At 67.9% G+C, this 14,400-nt stretch carries 13 protein-coding genes; 4 read left to right on the forward strand and 9 right to left on the reverse strand.

What is annotated here, in order from left to right; genetic code table 11:
- Positions 1 to 17: 17 nt before the first annotated feature.
- The 9 genes from RHOSA_RS0116120 to RHOSA_RS23020 form a co-directional block, all read right to left on the reverse strand.
- The gene (locus tag RHOSA_RS0116120) at positions 18 to 2,087 is read right to left on the reverse strand and encodes an AsmA family protein (RefSeq protein ID WP_027289492.1); all 2,070 of its coding nucleotides are present in this window, start codon (positions 2,085 to 2,087) and stop codon (positions 18 to 20) included.
- Complete coding sequence (locus tag RHOSA_RS0116125; protein ID WP_027289493.1) at positions 2,084 to 2,767, reverse strand: HAD-IA family hydrolase; 684 nt, start codon at positions 2,765 to 2,767, stop codon at positions 2,084 to 2,086. Before RHOSA_RS0116125 ends, RHOSA_RS0116120 begins: the two co-directional genes overlap by 4 nt.
- An 11-nt stretch (positions 2,768 to 2,778) precedes the next feature.
- On the reverse strand, positions 2,779 to 3,762 hold the full coding sequence (locus RHOSA_RS23010; protein ID WP_037256500.1) for an RluA family pseudouridine synthase: 984 nt from the start codon (positions 3,760 to 3,762) through the stop codon (positions 2,779 to 2,781).
- Positions 3,763 to 3,877: 115 nt separating this feature from the next.
- A complete protein-coding gene (chrA, locus tag RHOSA_RS0116135; RefSeq protein WP_200372065.1) occupies positions 3,878 to 5,086 on the reverse strand; it encodes a chromate efflux transporter in 1,209 nt (402 codons plus the stop codon).
- A gap of 113 nt (positions 5,087 to 5,199) precedes the next feature.
- Complete coding sequence (locus RHOSA_RS23015) at positions 5,200 to 5,865, reverse strand: cysteine hydrolase family protein (protein ID WP_051432222.1); 666 nt, start codon at positions 5,863 to 5,865, stop codon at positions 5,200 to 5,202.
- Positions 5,866 to 6,013: 148 nt separating this feature from the next.
- Positions 6,014 to 7,312: a replication-associated recombination protein A gene (locus RHOSA_RS0116145; protein ID WP_027289495.1), complete on the reverse strand. Its 1,299-nt coding sequence runs from the start codon at positions 7,310 to 7,312 to the stop codon at positions 6,014 to 6,016.
- A gap of 63 nt (positions 7,313 to 7,375) precedes the next feature.
- Complete coding sequence (locus RHOSA_RS0116150) at positions 7,376 to 8,683, reverse strand: HlyC/CorC family transporter (RefSeq protein WP_027289496.1); 1,308 nt, start codon at positions 8,681 to 8,683, stop codon at positions 7,376 to 7,378.
- A 73-nt stretch (positions 8,684 to 8,756) separates the two neighbouring features.
- Positions 8,757 to 9,938, reverse strand: coding sequence for a 3-dehydroquinate synthase (aroB, locus tag RHOSA_RS0116155; RefSeq protein ID WP_051432223.1), 1,182 nt, complete (start codon positions 9,936 to 9,938; stop codon positions 8,757 to 8,759).
- The gene (locus RHOSA_RS23020) at positions 9,935 to 10,594 is read right to left on the reverse strand and encodes a shikimate kinase (RefSeq protein ID WP_081728775.1); all 660 of its coding nucleotides are present in this window, start codon (positions 10,592 to 10,594) and stop codon (positions 9,935 to 9,937) included. Before RHOSA_RS23020 ends, aroB begins: the two co-directional genes overlap by 4 nt.
- A 228-nt stretch (positions 10,595 to 10,822) precedes the next feature.
- Between RHOSA_RS23020 and RHOSA_RS25910 the strand changes: the two genes are divergently transcribed.
- From RHOSA_RS25910 to RHOSA_RS0116185, 4 genes are all read left to right on the forward strand, one after another.
- Positions 10,823 to 10,954 carry a hypothetical protein gene (locus RHOSA_RS25910; RefSeq protein WP_276570078.1) on the forward strand — a complete coding sequence of 44 codons (132 nt, stop codon included), beginning with the start codon at positions 10,823 to 10,825 and terminating at the stop codon, positions 10,952 to 10,954.
- Positions 10,935 to 12,821, forward strand: coding sequence for a hypothetical protein (locus tag RHOSA_RS0116175; protein WP_156092776.1), 1,887 nt, complete (start codon positions 10,935 to 10,937; stop codon positions 12,819 to 12,821). Before RHOSA_RS25910 ends, RHOSA_RS0116175 begins: the two co-directional genes overlap by 20 nt.
- Before the next feature lie 210 nt (positions 12,822 to 13,031).
- Positions 13,032 to 13,274 carry a hypothetical protein gene (locus RHOSA_RS0116180; RefSeq protein ID WP_027289499.1) on the forward strand — a complete coding sequence of 81 codons (243 nt, stop codon included), beginning with the start codon at positions 13,032 to 13,034 and terminating at the stop codon, positions 13,272 to 13,274.
- Positions 13,275 to 13,391: 117 nt separating this feature from the next.
- Positions 13,392 to 14,339, forward strand: coding sequence for a site-specific tyrosine recombinase XerD (locus tag RHOSA_RS0116185; protein WP_027289500.1), 948 nt, complete (start codon positions 13,392 to 13,394; stop codon positions 14,337 to 14,339).
- Positions 14,340 to 14,400: the final 61 nt, after the last annotated feature.

The following is a 14,400-nucleotide window of genomic DNA, read 5'->3' on the forward strand; positions in this document are numbered from 1 at the left end:
CTTGGCTGTCGGCCTATCTATCGGTCGTTCTGTCTGTTGAGGAAGCGGTTGCCGTCGCTGCCACTGTCCGTGTCGCCGTTCGCGCCGCCGCCGAGCGCGTCGTCGAGCGACTCGCCCATGTTTTCCAAGAAGCCGCCAACCCCGCCATTGCCCTCCTCGGCCTCGCCCGTGCCGCCCTGACGCGCTTTGGCGAGCGCGGCCACGCAGGGGTTTTCGTCCTGAAACTCGCTGGAGACGACGAGCGCGCCGAGCGCCGCCAGCGGGTTGACCGCCGCGCCGACGACGAACGCGGTCGCCTTCGCCGCGCCGAGCGGGTCCGGCCCCACCGACGGATCGAGCAGCGGGCCCGAGACCCGCACCGGCACAGCCAGGCTCATCAGGCTGGTCTGCTTGGCCTTCGGCGTGACACGCAGGTCAATCCGCTCCTCGCCCAGATCGATATCGCCGGTGCCGCCAAACGAGACCGACTGCGTGTCGGCCAGCAAGGCACGGCTGTTCAGCACGCCGTCTTCCGCGCCGAACCGGGCCACCGCGCAGTTCAGGTTCATGTCCTGGTCCTGCTCCCGCCACACGGCCAGGAGATCGCGCAAGCCGGCTCCCGTTGTATCCAGCAAGGCATTGTCGAACCGGCCCTTGTCGCCGACGATTTCCAGCCCGCCATTCAGGCTGCCAGCGATCGCGTGGGGGGTCTCGCCGCGCCCGGTGAGATCGGCGCGCACATCGACCTTGCCATCGACCCCGTCGCTGATTTTCAGGTCCCGCAGCACCCGGCCATAGTCCAACTTGGCGATGTCGAGGTCGAGCGACAGCTCCGGCGGGGACGCACGGGCATCCAGGGTGGCCGAGAGGTCGGCCGCGCCGTCGGCGAGCTTGGCCTGTAGCGGCGCAAGCTCGAGGCGACCATCGCGTGCCCGCGCGCTCAACCGCAGCTCCTGCGCGTCGAAGTCGTTGGACAGCTTGACCACGCCCACCTTCAGCGTGAGGTCGGCATCGGCCCGTCGCAAGAGGTCAAACGGCAAAGGCGTATCCGGGAACACCCGATCCGGGTTGCTTCCACCCCCGGTTGACTCCACGCCCGCGGTGAAGGGACGCAGGTCGAGGGTCGAACTGGTCAGATCGGCGGTCACGCGCATCCGATCGCCCGACACGTCCAGCGTGGCCTCGCCAGCAAGGTCGCTCTCGCCCAACCCAACATTCAGGCCGCTCAGACGATAGCCGCTGTCTGTCTTGCGCACACGGCTCTGCAGGCTTGCCGGGCCAATGTCGGGAAGCTCCAGGTCCGGCAGACCGGACAATGCGGTCAGGTTCGCCAAGCTGTTGGTCCGGGCCTGCACCTCCGCATCCGAGGTCACGTCCTGGCCGCTTTGGTCCAGCGCGCCGGCAAGCGCGATCTCGGCGTCCTCGGTCGTTACCTTCAGGTCGAACGGATAGCGCCCCTTGCCGGCCATCAGGGTCGACAGCGCCCCAAGCGTGCCATCCGCTTGGAACGGGACGGACTGATAGCTGCCCTCCGCGCGCACCGACAAACCATCGCCGGCCGTCTCCAGGCTGGCTGTCGCCAGATTCCAAGTCAGCTGCAGCCCCGTCCGCTGCTCCTGGTAGCGGACCGTGCCATCCTCGATGCGCACACTGGCGATGTCAGGCACCTGCGTGGCCTCTTGGCTGGAAGCGGCATCCTGCTGTGCGCCCGTTTCCCCGAACGCCCAGTTGCCCTGCCCATCCGGGCCGACCTCCAACAGGATATCGGGCTCGATCAGGACCAGCCGACGAATCTGCAACTCACCGGTCAGCAGCGTCAGCAGACCGATCTCGACCTCGAAACGCTCGACCGTGACCATCTGCGGGCGACTGCCCCAGTCCGTGTTGGCGATCTCGACGCCGTCAATCTGCACGCCCGGCGACAGCCCCATGCTGAGGCTCATCGCGCCGGTCAGCTTCAGCTCGCGACCCAGGGCGGTTTCCGCGCGCTGTTCGAGTTCGCCGCGATAACTCTCCAGGTCCAGCGAGGCGAGCGCGACATAGCCCGCAACCAACACCGCAACGATCAGAACCACAAGGCTGCCGGCGATCCACTTCAAGCGTTTCATGGCACCGTCCCTTCCAACCGGGCGCGCAGTTCATCGAACGACTGCAAGATCGTATGCGCCCCCGCGCGCGACAGCTCCGCAGCATCGTGATAGCCCCAGCCTACACCAAAGGCGGTAACACCGGCATTGCCAGCCATCTCGACGTCGAACACCGTATCGCCGATCAGCAACGTCTCCTGCGGCTCGGCGCCGACCGCGCGCATCGCCGCCTGTAGCATGCGCGGATGCGGCTTGCCGGGACCGCCATCGGCCGTCTGCGTCGTGACGAAGAAGCGGGTCAGATCGTGATGCGCCAGGGTGGCCTCCAGCCCGCGCTGGGATTTGCCCGTCGCAACCCCCAGACACACCTGCGGATGGTCAAGGGCGGCCAGCACCTCCCGGACGCCGGGGAACAGCGGCTCGTCATAGTCGGGCCGGGCACGCCGGGCCATGAAGGCGTGCTTGTAGGCGTCGACGGCCTTGTCCAGCCGCGGGTCCTCGAGCCCGCCCGGCAGCAGGCGCGCCACCGCCTCGTCCAGCGACAGACCGACTACCCGGCGGGTCTGCTCGGCCGTCGGCGCGGCCAGCCCGATCTCGGCGAAAGCATCCGCCATCGACGCGACGATCCCAGCCTGACTGTCGACCAGCGTGCCGTCGACGTCGAACACGATCAGGGCATAGGGGTGCGGACGGTCGGTCATCGCGGGTGAACCTACACGGTGTCGGCGGGATAGACGCCGTCGCCCTGCATCGGATCGAAGCCGAGCTGCTGGAACGCATCCGCCATATGCTTGGGCAACGGGGCATGCAGGCGCAGGGTCGTCCCATCACCCGGGTGCGGCAGCGCGATCTCGCGGGCATGCAGCATCAACTGCTCAACCTCGACCCCCTCGGGGAAAGCGGCACGCGCAGCATACTTGGCATCGCCCAGGATCGGCGTGTCGATCTCGTGCAGGTGCGCGCGTAGCTGGTGGGTGCGCCCGGTAAGCGGGCTGAGCGCGACCCAGGCGACCGTGCGGTGCCAGGTCATCAGCGTGCGATAGAGCGTGTTTGCCGGTTTCCCCTGTTCGGGAGCATGGCCCATCTTCTCCCCGCTGCCGCGTTTCAGCTTGGCAAGCGGCAGGTCGATCCGCCCCGCGTCCGGCGTTGGAACCCCAGCCGTCAGCGCCCAATAGAGTTTGCGGGTCGACTGGTCCCGAAACGCCTGTGTCAGGCCGCTCGCCGCCTTGGCGCTGCGCGCCAGCAGCAGCACGCCGCTGGTATCCTTGTCCAGGCGATGAACCAGCTTGGGCCGCTCCTCGCCGGGCTCGCGCAGGGCGTCCAGCATGGCGTCGAGGTGGCGGCCGACCTTGCTGCCCCCCTGGGTCGCCAGGCCCGCCGGCTTGTCGAGCGCGATCAGCCAGTCGTCGCGGTAGAGTACGCGACCCTGAATTTCGGCGATGTCCTGCGCACTCGGCTGCGGGGCCGTACGCTCGGCGGCCTGCGCGGTATCGGGTAGCGGTGGGACGCGGACTTCCTGCCCGGTCGCCACCCGGCTGGCCGGCTTGGCCCGCTTGCCGTCAAGGCGGATTTGCCCGGTCCGCAGCAGCTTCGCCAGCCGGCCGTAGGACAGGGCCGGGTAATGCCGCTTGAACCAGCGGTCGAGGCGCTGGCCGTCATCGGCCTGCTCGACTGTTCGGGTCTCGACGCCGGTCATGGCGCTCCCAGGAAGCGGGTGAAGCGATCTCGCACAGATGACGTGCAAAGGAGCCGGGTCGATAGCAGACGGCAGCGTACGGCTGCAAACCCCGTGGGAGGCAACGCCTCGCGGCTCAGCCCGCACCGAGCAGGATACCGGCGACCGCGCCGAGCCCCACCACGAACACCGGCGAAACCTTCCAAACCGCCAGCAGCAGGAACGCCCCGGCCGCCACGGCGACGTCCGCCGGCCGGTGAACGGCCGACGTCCACACCGGATCGTAAAAGGCGGCTGCCAGCAGGCCAACCACACCGGCGTTCACGCCCATCAAGGCTGCACGCATGTCTGTGCGCGCCCGCAAGCGCGCCCAGAACGGCAGCGTCCCAATGACCAGCAGACATCCCGGCAGGAAGATCGCCCCCAACGCGACCAAGCTGGCCACGACGCCACCGGCCGACCCGCCCAGGAAGGCGGAAAAGCTGAACAGCGGTCCCGGCAGCGCCTGCGCCGCACCGTACCCGGCCAGGAAGGTCTCAGCCCCGACCAAACCGGTCGGCACCATTTCCGCCTGCAACAGCGGCAGCACGACGTGGCCGCCACCGAACACCAGGGCACCAGCGCGGTAAAAGGCATCAAGCAACTGCACCGCCTGCACCTGCCCCATCGCGGCGGCAAGCGGTAGCCCACCCAACAAGAGGAAGAACAGGACGAGGCAAGCAATTGCGGTCGTACGGCCGACGGATACCGGCAGGTCCCCATGCCCGCTTTCACGCGCCTGCGCCCTCAAAAACAGCCGCCCGGCCAGGCCGGCGGCCAGGATCGCGCCGACCTGCCCCCACACGCCCGGTAACGCGACGACCGTGCACAACGCAGCAACCGCCAAGGTCGCGCGGGAGCGGTCCGGGCACAGCGTGCGCGCCATGCCAAGCAACGCGTTCGCCACCACCGCGACCGCCGCCAGCTTCAGCCCGGCGATCCAGCCGCCGCCGAGCGCATCCCCGACCGCCCCGACGCCAAGCGCGAAGGCCAGCATCAGCGCGGCGGACGGCAGCGTGAAGCCGAGCCAGGCGGCGAGCGCGCCCGGAATGCCCGCACGCCCCAATCCGATCGCGAAGCCGACCTGGCTGGACGCCGGGCCGGGCAAGAACTGACACAGCGCCACGAGGTCGGCATAGGCGGCTTCGCTCAGCCACCCCCGGCGCTCGACAAAGGCGTTGCGGAAATAGCCGAGATGCGCCACCGGCCCGCCGAACGAGGTACACCCGAGCTTCAGGAAGATCCAGAGAACGTCCAGCGGCCCACCCTGCGACCGGGCGGGGACATCTTCCCTGCTATCGCTCACGCCGCCCCCATAACGCTCTGGCCCGGATGTCGAAACCACCTCAAGGTAAGGCGGCTTACCCGGTTTTCATGACAGGCAAATGAAAGCGCTGTCTTGAGGGCGGTCGCAAGACCTCAAGCTGCCTGGGTTGGCCGGTGGTGGCCTTCGCTCCAGGCGAGACATTCCTCCAGACGCATCAGGCTGACGCCGATGCGCGCCAGGTCGTTGGCGCCGGTCTCGCGCAGACCGCTACACGCCTCGGGCACCATCACGACGCGGAAGTCCCGCTCGCTAGCCTCTAACACGCTGGCCCGACCGCTGGTGGCGAAGTTGGCGCCCACGATGATCAGCGTATTGATGCCCAGGTTGTGCAGACGTTGCTCCAAAGGGGTGCGATAGAAGGCACCCCAGCGCGGCTTGTAGAAGACTTCCTCGCGGCGACTGAGTTCCTGGACGCCGCCATCCTGGAGCAGATGCGGGTCCAGGCGCGGCGGATTTTCGGGCGCAACCTCGGGGATCAGGTCGGAGCCGAGACTGCCCGGCATGAGCACACGCATGCCCTCTTCCACGGCGCGCCGGCGGGCGAGATCGACGTTACTGCCATCGGGCTTGTAGAAGCGCACGGCGTGGAAGATCGGCATGCCGGACTCGCGTACGCTGTGCACGAGTCGGCTAAGCGGTTCCAGCGCGTGGTAGGCCCCGGCGGACTTCACCGGAGATTCCGGATTCACGTAATCCCGTTGTGCGTCGACCGTCAGCAGGGCGGCGTGGGCACGTTGCGGTGTAATAAAGTCATTCATGGCCCGCGATACGGCCTCCCTACGCGTCAGTTTTTATATAACCCCCTGATCACAAATCAGACCGGCGCCATCACGACAAGGCAGAGATCGATCATGGCGGGTTTGCGGGAAACGCATCGCCGGACCATTCAAAAGCGGACTGAGGGACTTAAGACTCCTCAGCCTGCCGCTGCCGGCGCAGCTTGGCCCAGTAGTCCAGACGCTTGCGGACCTCACGCTCGAAACCGCGCTCGACCGGACGGTAGAACTGCCGGCGCTCCATCGTCTCCGGGAAGTAGTCCTGGCCGGAGAAGCCATCCTCGGCGTGGTGGTCGTACTCGTAGCCGGCGCCGTAGCCGATCTCGCGCATCAGCTTGGTCGGCGCATTCAGGATGTGCTTGGGCGGCATCAGCGAGCCGGTCTCCTTGGCTGCCCGCTTGCTTTCGTTGAACGCCATGTAGCTGGCGTTCGACTTCGGCGCGGTGCCCAGATAGATCACCGCCTGCGCCAGCGCCAACTCCCCCTCCGGACTGCCCAGCCGGTCGTAGGCGTCCCAGGCGGCCAGCGTCTGCTGCAAAGCCTGCGGGTCGGCCAGCCCGACGTCCTCGCTGGCAAAGCGGGTCAGGCGCCGAGCGATGTAGATCGGGTCCTCACCGCCTGCCAGCATGCGCGCCAGCCAGTACAGCGCGGCATCGCAGTCGGACCCGCGCAGCGCCTTGTGCAGCGCGGAGATCAGGTTGTAGTGCCCCTCCTGCGCCTTGTCGTAGACCGGCGCCCGGCGCTGCACCACCTGCATCAACGCCTGGGTATCGAGCGGCTGGTCGGCCGGATAGGCGGCCAGCTCCTCGACCATGTTGTAGAGGTAGCGCCCGTCGCCGTCGGCCATCGCGATCAAGGCCGCCCGCGCGTCCTCGGCGAGCGGCAGGCTGCCGCCCTGCTCTTCCTCCGCGCGCGCCAGCAGGGCTTGCAGCGCCTCGTCGTCCAGCCGCTTCAGGACGTAGACCTGGCAGCGCGACAGCAACGCGGCGTTCAGCTCGAAGCTGGGATTCTCGGTCGTCGCACCGACCAGAACGACCGTCCCGTCCTCGACATAGGGCAGGAAGGCGTCCTGCTGGGCACGGTTGAAGCGGTGCACCTCGTCGACGAACAGAAGGGTACCCTGCCCGTCGCCCCGGCGCTGCTTGGCCCGCTCGAACACCTTGCGCAGGTCGGAAACGCCGGAGAAGACCGCCGACAGCGGCTCGAACGCCATGTCGGTGACATCGGCCAGCAGCCGGGCGATCGTCGTCTTACCGCAGCCGGCCGGGCCCCACAGGACCATGGAGGACAGCCGCCCGCTGGCCGCCATCCGCCCGATCGGCGCGTCGGGCGCAAGCAGATGCTGCTGCCCCAACACCTGATCGAGACGGCTGGGCCGCAAGCGGTCGGCCAGTGGACGGGGCGCCTGACTTTCGAACAGCGTGGTCATGATGGCTGAAAGGTAGGCACGCGAACGCGGCGACGGAAGGGCTGAGTGGGCGGAGCCCGGCTCCTAAGCCTCCGCCTCGGCCGTCTCGGTGGCCTCCTCGCCGTTTTCGTCCAGCGGGGTGACCTTGAGCGAGGTGACTTGGTTGCGCTGGCGGCCCAGAATCTCGAACCGGAAACCGTGGAAGACGAATACCTGACCGATTTCCGGAATCCGGCGCGCCTCGTGCAGCACCAAGCCGGCGATCGTGGACGCCTCTTCGTCCGGCAGCTTCCACTCGAACTGACGGTTGAGGTCGCGGATCGTCACCGTCCCCTCTACGATCACCGCGCCGTCCTTCAACTGGCGCACGCCCTCGATCTCGACGTCATGCTCGTCGGCGATGTCGCCGACGATCTCCTCCAGGATGTCCTCCAGCGTGACGATGCCCAGTACCTCGCCGTACTCGTCGACCACGATGGCGAAGTGTTCGTGACGCTGGCGGAAGGACTGCAGCTGGCTCAACAGATCGGTCGCGTCGGGGATGAACCAGGGCGGGTTGGCGACCTCGGCGACGTCGATCTTCTCCTCCTGACCGCTCAACTCCTTCGCCGCCCGAAACAGCTCCTTGGCATGGATCACGCCGACGATGTTGTCCGGCGTGCCGCGCCACATCGGCACGCGGGTGTAGGGGGTGGAGAGAACCTCGGTGATCAGCTCGTCGATCGGCAGGTCGGCGTTGACGGTCACGACGTTCTTGCGGTGGGTCATGATCTCGCCCACCTCGACGTCGCCGAGGTCCAGGATGGAGCGCAGCATCTGCCGTTCCTGGCGGACCTCCTCGCTACCGCCGGCGTGCAGATCGATCGCCCCGCGCAGTTCCTCCTCGCTCTGCTCCGCGCCGATCGGAGAGCCGATGTCGACGCCGAAGATCTTGAACGTAGCGCGCACCACCAGGAAAATCGCGTGGTTGACGGGCCCGAAGACGACCACGAAGACCCGCAGGATCGGGCCCACGAACACGGCCATCCGGTCGGCGTGGTGGATCGCGTAGGTTTTCGGCAGCACCTCGGAAAAGATCAGCACCAGCAGCGTCATCACCACCGTGGCGGCGAACACGCCGTTCTCGCCGACCAACGTGATCGCGACCGAGGTGGCAATCGCGGACGCGGCGATGTTGACCAGGTTGTTGCCGAGCAGGATCGCGCCAATCAGGCGCTCCTTCCGCAGCCACATCCGGTTGACGATCGTGGCGGCACGCGACCCCTGCTGCTCGAGCGCGTGCATGCGCGCCCGGCTGGCGCCGGTCATCGCGGTCTCGGACCCGGAGAAGAAGCCCGAGCACACCAGCAGGCCCAGGATCGCCAGAATCGAGAGGAGCGTCTCGGTCGTCATTGCTTATCCTGAAAGACGGGAACGAAAGCTGCGCCGTCGTGGCCGGCAAGGCCCGCGAAGTCGCGCCTCATGCTTACGCGGCCAGCGCCTGGGTCAGCAACGCCTCGACCGCTTCCGGTGCCACGTCCGGTTCCAGGTAAGCGCCGCCAATACCCTTCATCAGCACAAAGGTAACGCGGCCGTCCTGTACCTTCTTGTCGCGGCTCATGTGGTCGAGCAGGCGCTTTACGTTCCAGTTCTGCCTGGGCAGGTGATCGAGACCGGTGGGGAGCCCGACCGCGGCCAGGTGATTGCGCACGCGCACCGCCTCCTCGCGGGCCATGAGGCCAAGTTCGGTCGACAGGTCGCTTGCCAGACACATGCCGATCGCCACAGCCTCGCCGTGCAACAGCTGGCCCGCGTAGCCACACTCCGCTTCCAGCGCATGAGCGAAGGTGTGCCCCAGGTTGAGCAGCACGCGGGGCCCCGACCTCTCGGTTTCGTCGCGCGCGACGATGTCCGCCTTGGCCACGCAGGAGGTCAGCACCGCCTTGCGCCGGGCCTCCGCCCGACCGTCGAGCACGTCAGCCCCGTTCGCTTCCAGCCAGGAAAAGAACTCCGGCCGGTCGATCAGGCCGTACTTCACCACCTCGGCGTAGCCGGCCAAGAGCTCGCGCTTGGACAGCGTGTCCAGCACCCCCGTATCGGCCAAGACCAGACGCGGCTGATGGAAGGCGCCCACCAGGTTCTTGCCATGTGGGGAATTGATCCCGGTCTTGCCGCCGACCGAGCTATCGACCTGCGCCAATACGGTCGTTGGGATCTGCACGTAGTCAACGCCGCGCAGCACACTGGCTGCGGCGAAACCGGCCAGATCGCCGATCACGCCGCCGCCCAGGGCGACGATGGTGTCCCGTCGCTCGATCCGGTGTTCGAGCAGGGAATCGACCAATTGCTGGAACTGCGCCCAGCTTTTGGTCTTCTCGCCAGCCGGCAAGACAAACGCCTCATAGGCGATACCCGCGTCGTCCAGCGCACGCGCCAGGGTCGCCAGATGCAAATCGGCGACCGTTTGATCGGTGATCACGAACACGCGCTTGCGCCGCAGCACCGCGCCCATCAACGCGCCGGCCCGCGCCAGGACTCCACTTCCAACATAGATATCGTAGCTGCGCGTCCCCAGGTCGACATGCAACCGCTCGACACCGGAGGGTTCGCCACTGACCGCAGCGAAAGATGCCCCCGTCCCCGTCTCAAAGCCCGTCTGATCGTTCACCGTCCTGTGTCCTCGTTTGGGGGGCGGATGCAGCCGTCGTCCTCCAGCAGCTCCGGCGGCCCCACTTTGTTGCGGGCGATGTAGTCGGCCACCGCCGCCTCCACCCTCTGAACCGTCGTCTCCGGCGGGCCATCGACGCTGTCGACAACCACGTCCGCCTCGGCATAGACGGGCTCGCGCTTGGCCATCAGATCGCTCAGGATCTCCCGCGGGTCGCCACGCTGCAACAGCGGGCGGGTATTGCGCCGGGCCGTGCGGCGGACCAGCAGGTCCAGATCGGCGCGCAGCCATACCGAGATCGCACGCGCCTTGATCAGCGCGCGGGTACGATCGTTCATGAACGCCCCGCCGCCGGTCGCCAACACGTGCGGCGACATCCGCAGCAACCGCGCGATCACCCGACGTTCGCAATCCCGGAACGACGGTTCGCCGTAGCTTTCGAAGATTTCCGGAATCGTCATCCCGGCCGCGCGCTCGACCTCCTGGTCGGCGTCAGAAAAGCAGACATCCAGACGCTGTGCGAGCCGCCGGCCGATGCAGCTCTTACCCGCCCCCATCAGGCCGACCAGCACGATCGTGCGCGGAAACGCATTCTCCGGCGCGACAGCCGCCGAAGGTTCCGCCGCTGTGCTCTGGGGGCGGTCACGCGCGCTCACACCTCGCCTCCCAAGCGCCGAGAGACGGCGCGGAGGGCGCGTTGCACCGCTCCAGATGCCCAGCTAGACTGCCGCAAATTCGCCATACTGCGAACCTATCACGAGTTTGCCGGGCTGGGGCAAGCGCGTGCCAACCATGGCGCGTTTCCCCGCTTCCGAAATTGCTCGTGAACCGCTGCTCGAAGACACCTTCCAGACCACCGAAATCAGTGCGTGATAATGGGCCGTTTGAGTTTCTTTCTTGTCGTCGTCGTTCTGGGCGCGATCGTCGCCGGCGGCATCTTCCTCACGACCTGGGAAATCCCGGCACCGACGCATACGGTGGAGAAGACCATTCCCAATGACCGCTTCGCGGAGTAGCCGCGCGGCATTTATCGCTGGCTTGGCCGCTCTGCTGCTGTTTACCGGCACGACCACCGGGCCGGCCCGCGCACAAACGCAGGGCGATGGGTCTCCCTCCGCCGACACCCCACCGCAGAGTGCGGACCCGATCGGCGAACCTCTGCGTCTGGGGCCGCCGGAAGAGGTGGACTCCGCGCCCCCGCCGGACGGCACGTCGCAGGGTGGGCAAGACCAGTCGGCTGGAAACTCTTCACAGACGTCCCCCCGCCGCGCTCCCGAGGGCATCGAGGTCGACCAGCTCGACGAGATGAGCCTGGAAACCCTTGGGGTTCTGGATTCCAACAGCGGCGCACTGGGGGCGGACATGTGGGCCGGCACCCCACGCCGCCGGGTGGAAGCGCTGCTGCCACGCCTCCCCGGGAATCTCGACGCCCCCGTCCTGCGCGATCTCGCGCGCCGGCTGCTGCTGTCCCCAGCGGTGGCGCCGGAACGCCAGCACGCCCAGGGCGGTACCCGCGATCTCCTGGCGCTGCGCGTCGACCGGCTGGCGGCGATTGGCGCAACCGACGCGGTGATGCGGCTGATCGACGCCCTCCCCCGCAACACCCGCAGTCCAGGCGTGCTGCGCCATCGGGTGGAGGCCCTGTTGCTCCGCCACGACCGGGAAGCGGCCTGCACCGCGGTGCGGAATGCGGTGCGCGAGTCCGACGGCGCGTTTTGGCAGAAGGCGTTGGCGCTATGCCAATTCGCCGACGGCGCGGTCGCCCAGGCGGATTTGACCGTGCGCCTGCTGCGCGAGCAAGCGGATCCCGATCAGACCGGCTTCCTGACCCTCTACGAGGCCGCGACGGCCGGCGCCGACCGCCTGCCCGACGGTCTGCCGGAGTCGCTCGGTCCGCTGGAGCTGGGCCTCATCGTGGCTGGCGGGCTGCCGTTCCCCCAGGCCCCATGGCATGGCCTGTCGGTCGGTGCCCTCGCCTCCCTGGCAACCGCAGAGAACGGGGATCTCGCGCTGCGCACCCGCGCGGCCGAACGCAGCGTCGCGCTGGGCATCCTTCCGCCAACCCGTCTGGGGGCGCTCTACGACCGTTTCACTTTCCCCGACGGGACACTGAACGCGGCCAGCCAGGCGCCTGAGCGCGGTCGCGACAAGATGGCCTCGGTCCGTCGACGCGCGCTGCTCTATCAGGCCGCCCAGCAGGAACCTTCGCCGGCCGCACGCGCCGAGCTCTTTCGCCAGTTGCTGAGCGAACGCTCGCCGGGCGCGTTCATCGCGACCGCGCGACTGCTCGCCGATGCACTTGAAAGCATCCAAGTGCGGCCGGACTTGGCATGGTTCGCAGCCACCGCTGGGCGCGCGCTCTACGCGGCCGATAGGCCGAAGGCGGCCGGCCAGTGGCTGCGCATGGCGCAGCAGGAAGCGATCATCAACCCGAAAGCGGCCGCGGCCGTCACCGCGCTATGGCCCTATGCAATGCTTTCGGGCGCTGACGAAGTGCCCGCGAATGGGGGGCTGGCGGCTTGGCACCAGGCGCAGGACGGTCCCGACGACGCGCCGCCGACCCAACGGGAAAGTGCGCTGCGTGCGTTGTTGAGCGCGCTGGGTCAGGCCCCCGAACGCAGCTGGGTCGAAGTCGCGCTGGACGCACCGGCTACCCCGCAGCCCGCCCCACCGGCCGCGCTGTTATTCGCCCTGCGGGAAGCCGGCGAGGCCGGGCGGCGCGGCGAGACGGTGCTGCTCACCCTTTTGGTGCTGGGCCCGCAAGGCCTCGGCCATTGCCATCCGCTCGCGCTGGGGTCGGCCGTGACCGCGCTCAAGCAAGTCGGCCTGGACGACACGGCCCATCGGCTTGCCCTGCAGGCAGCAATCTACCAAGGCGTCTGAGCGGAAAGCTGACGTCGGCACGCTAGCGAATCCATGAAAATCAACCGTTCGCCGTGGTCGTCATGCCCACGGGTTTCTATATTAGAAGATCGAATGCGTTGGCCGGGCGACGTCGCGTTGCCCGGATCCAGGTGCGCGCCGCCGGCCAGGCCGACGGCCTGAAGCAGTGTATGCGCGACCGACGGGCGCCCGTGATGGCTGGGGTCGGCCATGACCAAGACGGCGAGCGATCGCTATGGCCCGGCGGAGACACTCCTCTCGCGGGTCTACGGCCGCGAGCGGGTGGAACTCGCGGTGACCCGCAACGGCTATCGCCGCGTCGACTGGCATGGCCGTCGCAGCTGGCTGGGCGTCGATCCGGAAACCGCGCGCGAGACCTACCAGCGCTATTGCCTGCATGCGTTCGTGGTGCACCTCTTCCGCCAGGTCTGGCAACGCGTCGCGGGCGGCTAGGACCGACTCGCGATCGACGGCCGCATGGGCGCGGCCGTCCAGAAGGTGTGCGCGACCTCAGACCGGCCTTAGAATGCGCGATCAGATTGCATGCGCCAAAACAGGGGCGAAACCAGCATGTCAGCCGAGCAGCTCTCTAACCGCGATGCGCACGCCGCCGAACGGTTCCTGGAGATGCTGGGCGGCGAACGCGCGGCTGCAGAGAATACTCGGCTGGCCTACCTGCACGATCTGGGCACGCTGGCCGGCTTTCTGGCCGGACGCGGGGAAAGCCTGGACTCCGCCGGCGCCGACGACCTGCGCGCTTACCTCGGCTGGCTAGGCGGCCAGCAGTTGTCGCCGCGTACGGTGGCCCGGCGGTTGTCCACCTTTCGCCAATTCTATCGCTTCCTGTTCTCCGAAGGCGTGCGCGAGGATGATCCGACGGAGCCGTTGGACGGTCCGCGCCAGGGGCGTTCCCTGCCCAAAGTGTTGAGCGAGGCGGAGGTTGAGACGCTGTTGCAGACCGCAGCGGCGCGCGAAGGCGTGGCGGGCGTACGCCTGCGCGCGATGCTGGAACTGCTCTACGCCACCGGCCTACGGGTCAGTGAACTGGTCACCCTGCCCGTCCATGCCGTGCGACGCGATCCGCGCATGCTGGTCGTGCGCGGCAAGGGCGGACGCGAGCGCATGGTCCCGCTGAGCACCCCGGCCCGCGCGGCCCTGGGCGACTGGCTGCCGGTGCGCGACGGCTGGCTGGACACCCGCAAGAACGCCTACCTGTTCCCCGCCCGTCAGGGAGATGGCCACCTGACCCGCGCCGCGTTCGCCCAGCAGTTGAAGACGCTGGCGCAGGAGGCAGGGGTCGACGTCGCCAAGGTCTCCCCGCACACACTGCGTCATGCCTTCGCCACGCACCTGCTGGAACACGGCGCGGACCTGCGGTCGGTCCAGCAGATGCTGGGGCATGCCGACATCTCGACGACGCAGATCTACACCCACGTTCTGGATGCCCGTCTGCAGGCGCTGGTGGGCGAACGCCACCCGCTGGCCGGGATCAAGCTGGACGGCCTGCTGCACGGCTGACCGCGCCGGTGCGCACCGCACCCACACGCCACAGTCGTGTCAGCTACCTTGCAAAAGTCCG

The organism is Rhodovibrio salinarum DSM 9154, from assembly GCF_000515255.1.
Taxonomy (GTDB): domain Bacteria; phylum Pseudomonadota; class Alphaproteobacteria; order Kiloniellales; family Rhodovibrionaceae; genus Rhodovibrio; species Rhodovibrio salinarum.

Excerpts from the sequence above, each read along its gene's own strand:
- RHOSA_RS0116150 (WP_027289496.1), bottom strand. The coding sequence starts at position 8,683 with ATGACGACCGAGACGCTCCTCTCGATTCTGGCGATCCTGGGCCTGCTG.
- RHOSA_RS0116185 (WP_027289500.1), top strand. The coding sequence starts at position 13,392 with ATGTCAGCCGAGCAGCTCTCTAACCGCGATGCGCACGCCGCCGAACGG.
- RHOSA_RS0116125 (WP_027289493.1), bottom strand. The coding sequence starts at position 2,767 with ATGACCGACCGTCCGCACCCCTATGCCCTGATCGTGTTCGACGTCGAC.
- RHOSA_RS23010 (WP_037256500.1), bottom strand. The coding sequence starts at position 3,762 with ATGACCGGCGTCGAGACCCGAACAGTCGAGCAGGCCGATGACGGCCAG.
- RHOSA_RS0116175 (WP_156092776.1), top strand. The coding sequence starts at position 10,935 with ATGACCGCTTCGCGGAGTAGCCGCGCGGCATTTATCGCTGGCTTGGCC.
- RHOSA_RS0116145 (WP_027289495.1), bottom strand. The coding sequence starts at position 7,312 with ATGACCACGCTGTTCGAAAGTCAGGCGCCCCGTCCACTGGCCGACCGC.
- RHOSA_RS0116120 (WP_027289492.1), bottom strand. The coding sequence starts at position 2,087 with ATGAAACGCTTGAAGTGGATCGCCGGCAGCCTTGTGGTTCTGATCGTT.
- RHOSA_RS23015 (WP_051432222.1), bottom strand. The coding sequence starts at position 5,865 with ATGAATGACTTTATTACACCGCAACGTGCCCACGCCGCCCTGCTGACG.
- RHOSA_RS0116180 (WP_027289499.1), top strand. The coding sequence starts at position 13,032 with ATGACCAAGACGGCGAGCGATCGCTATGGCCCGGCGGAGACACTCCTC.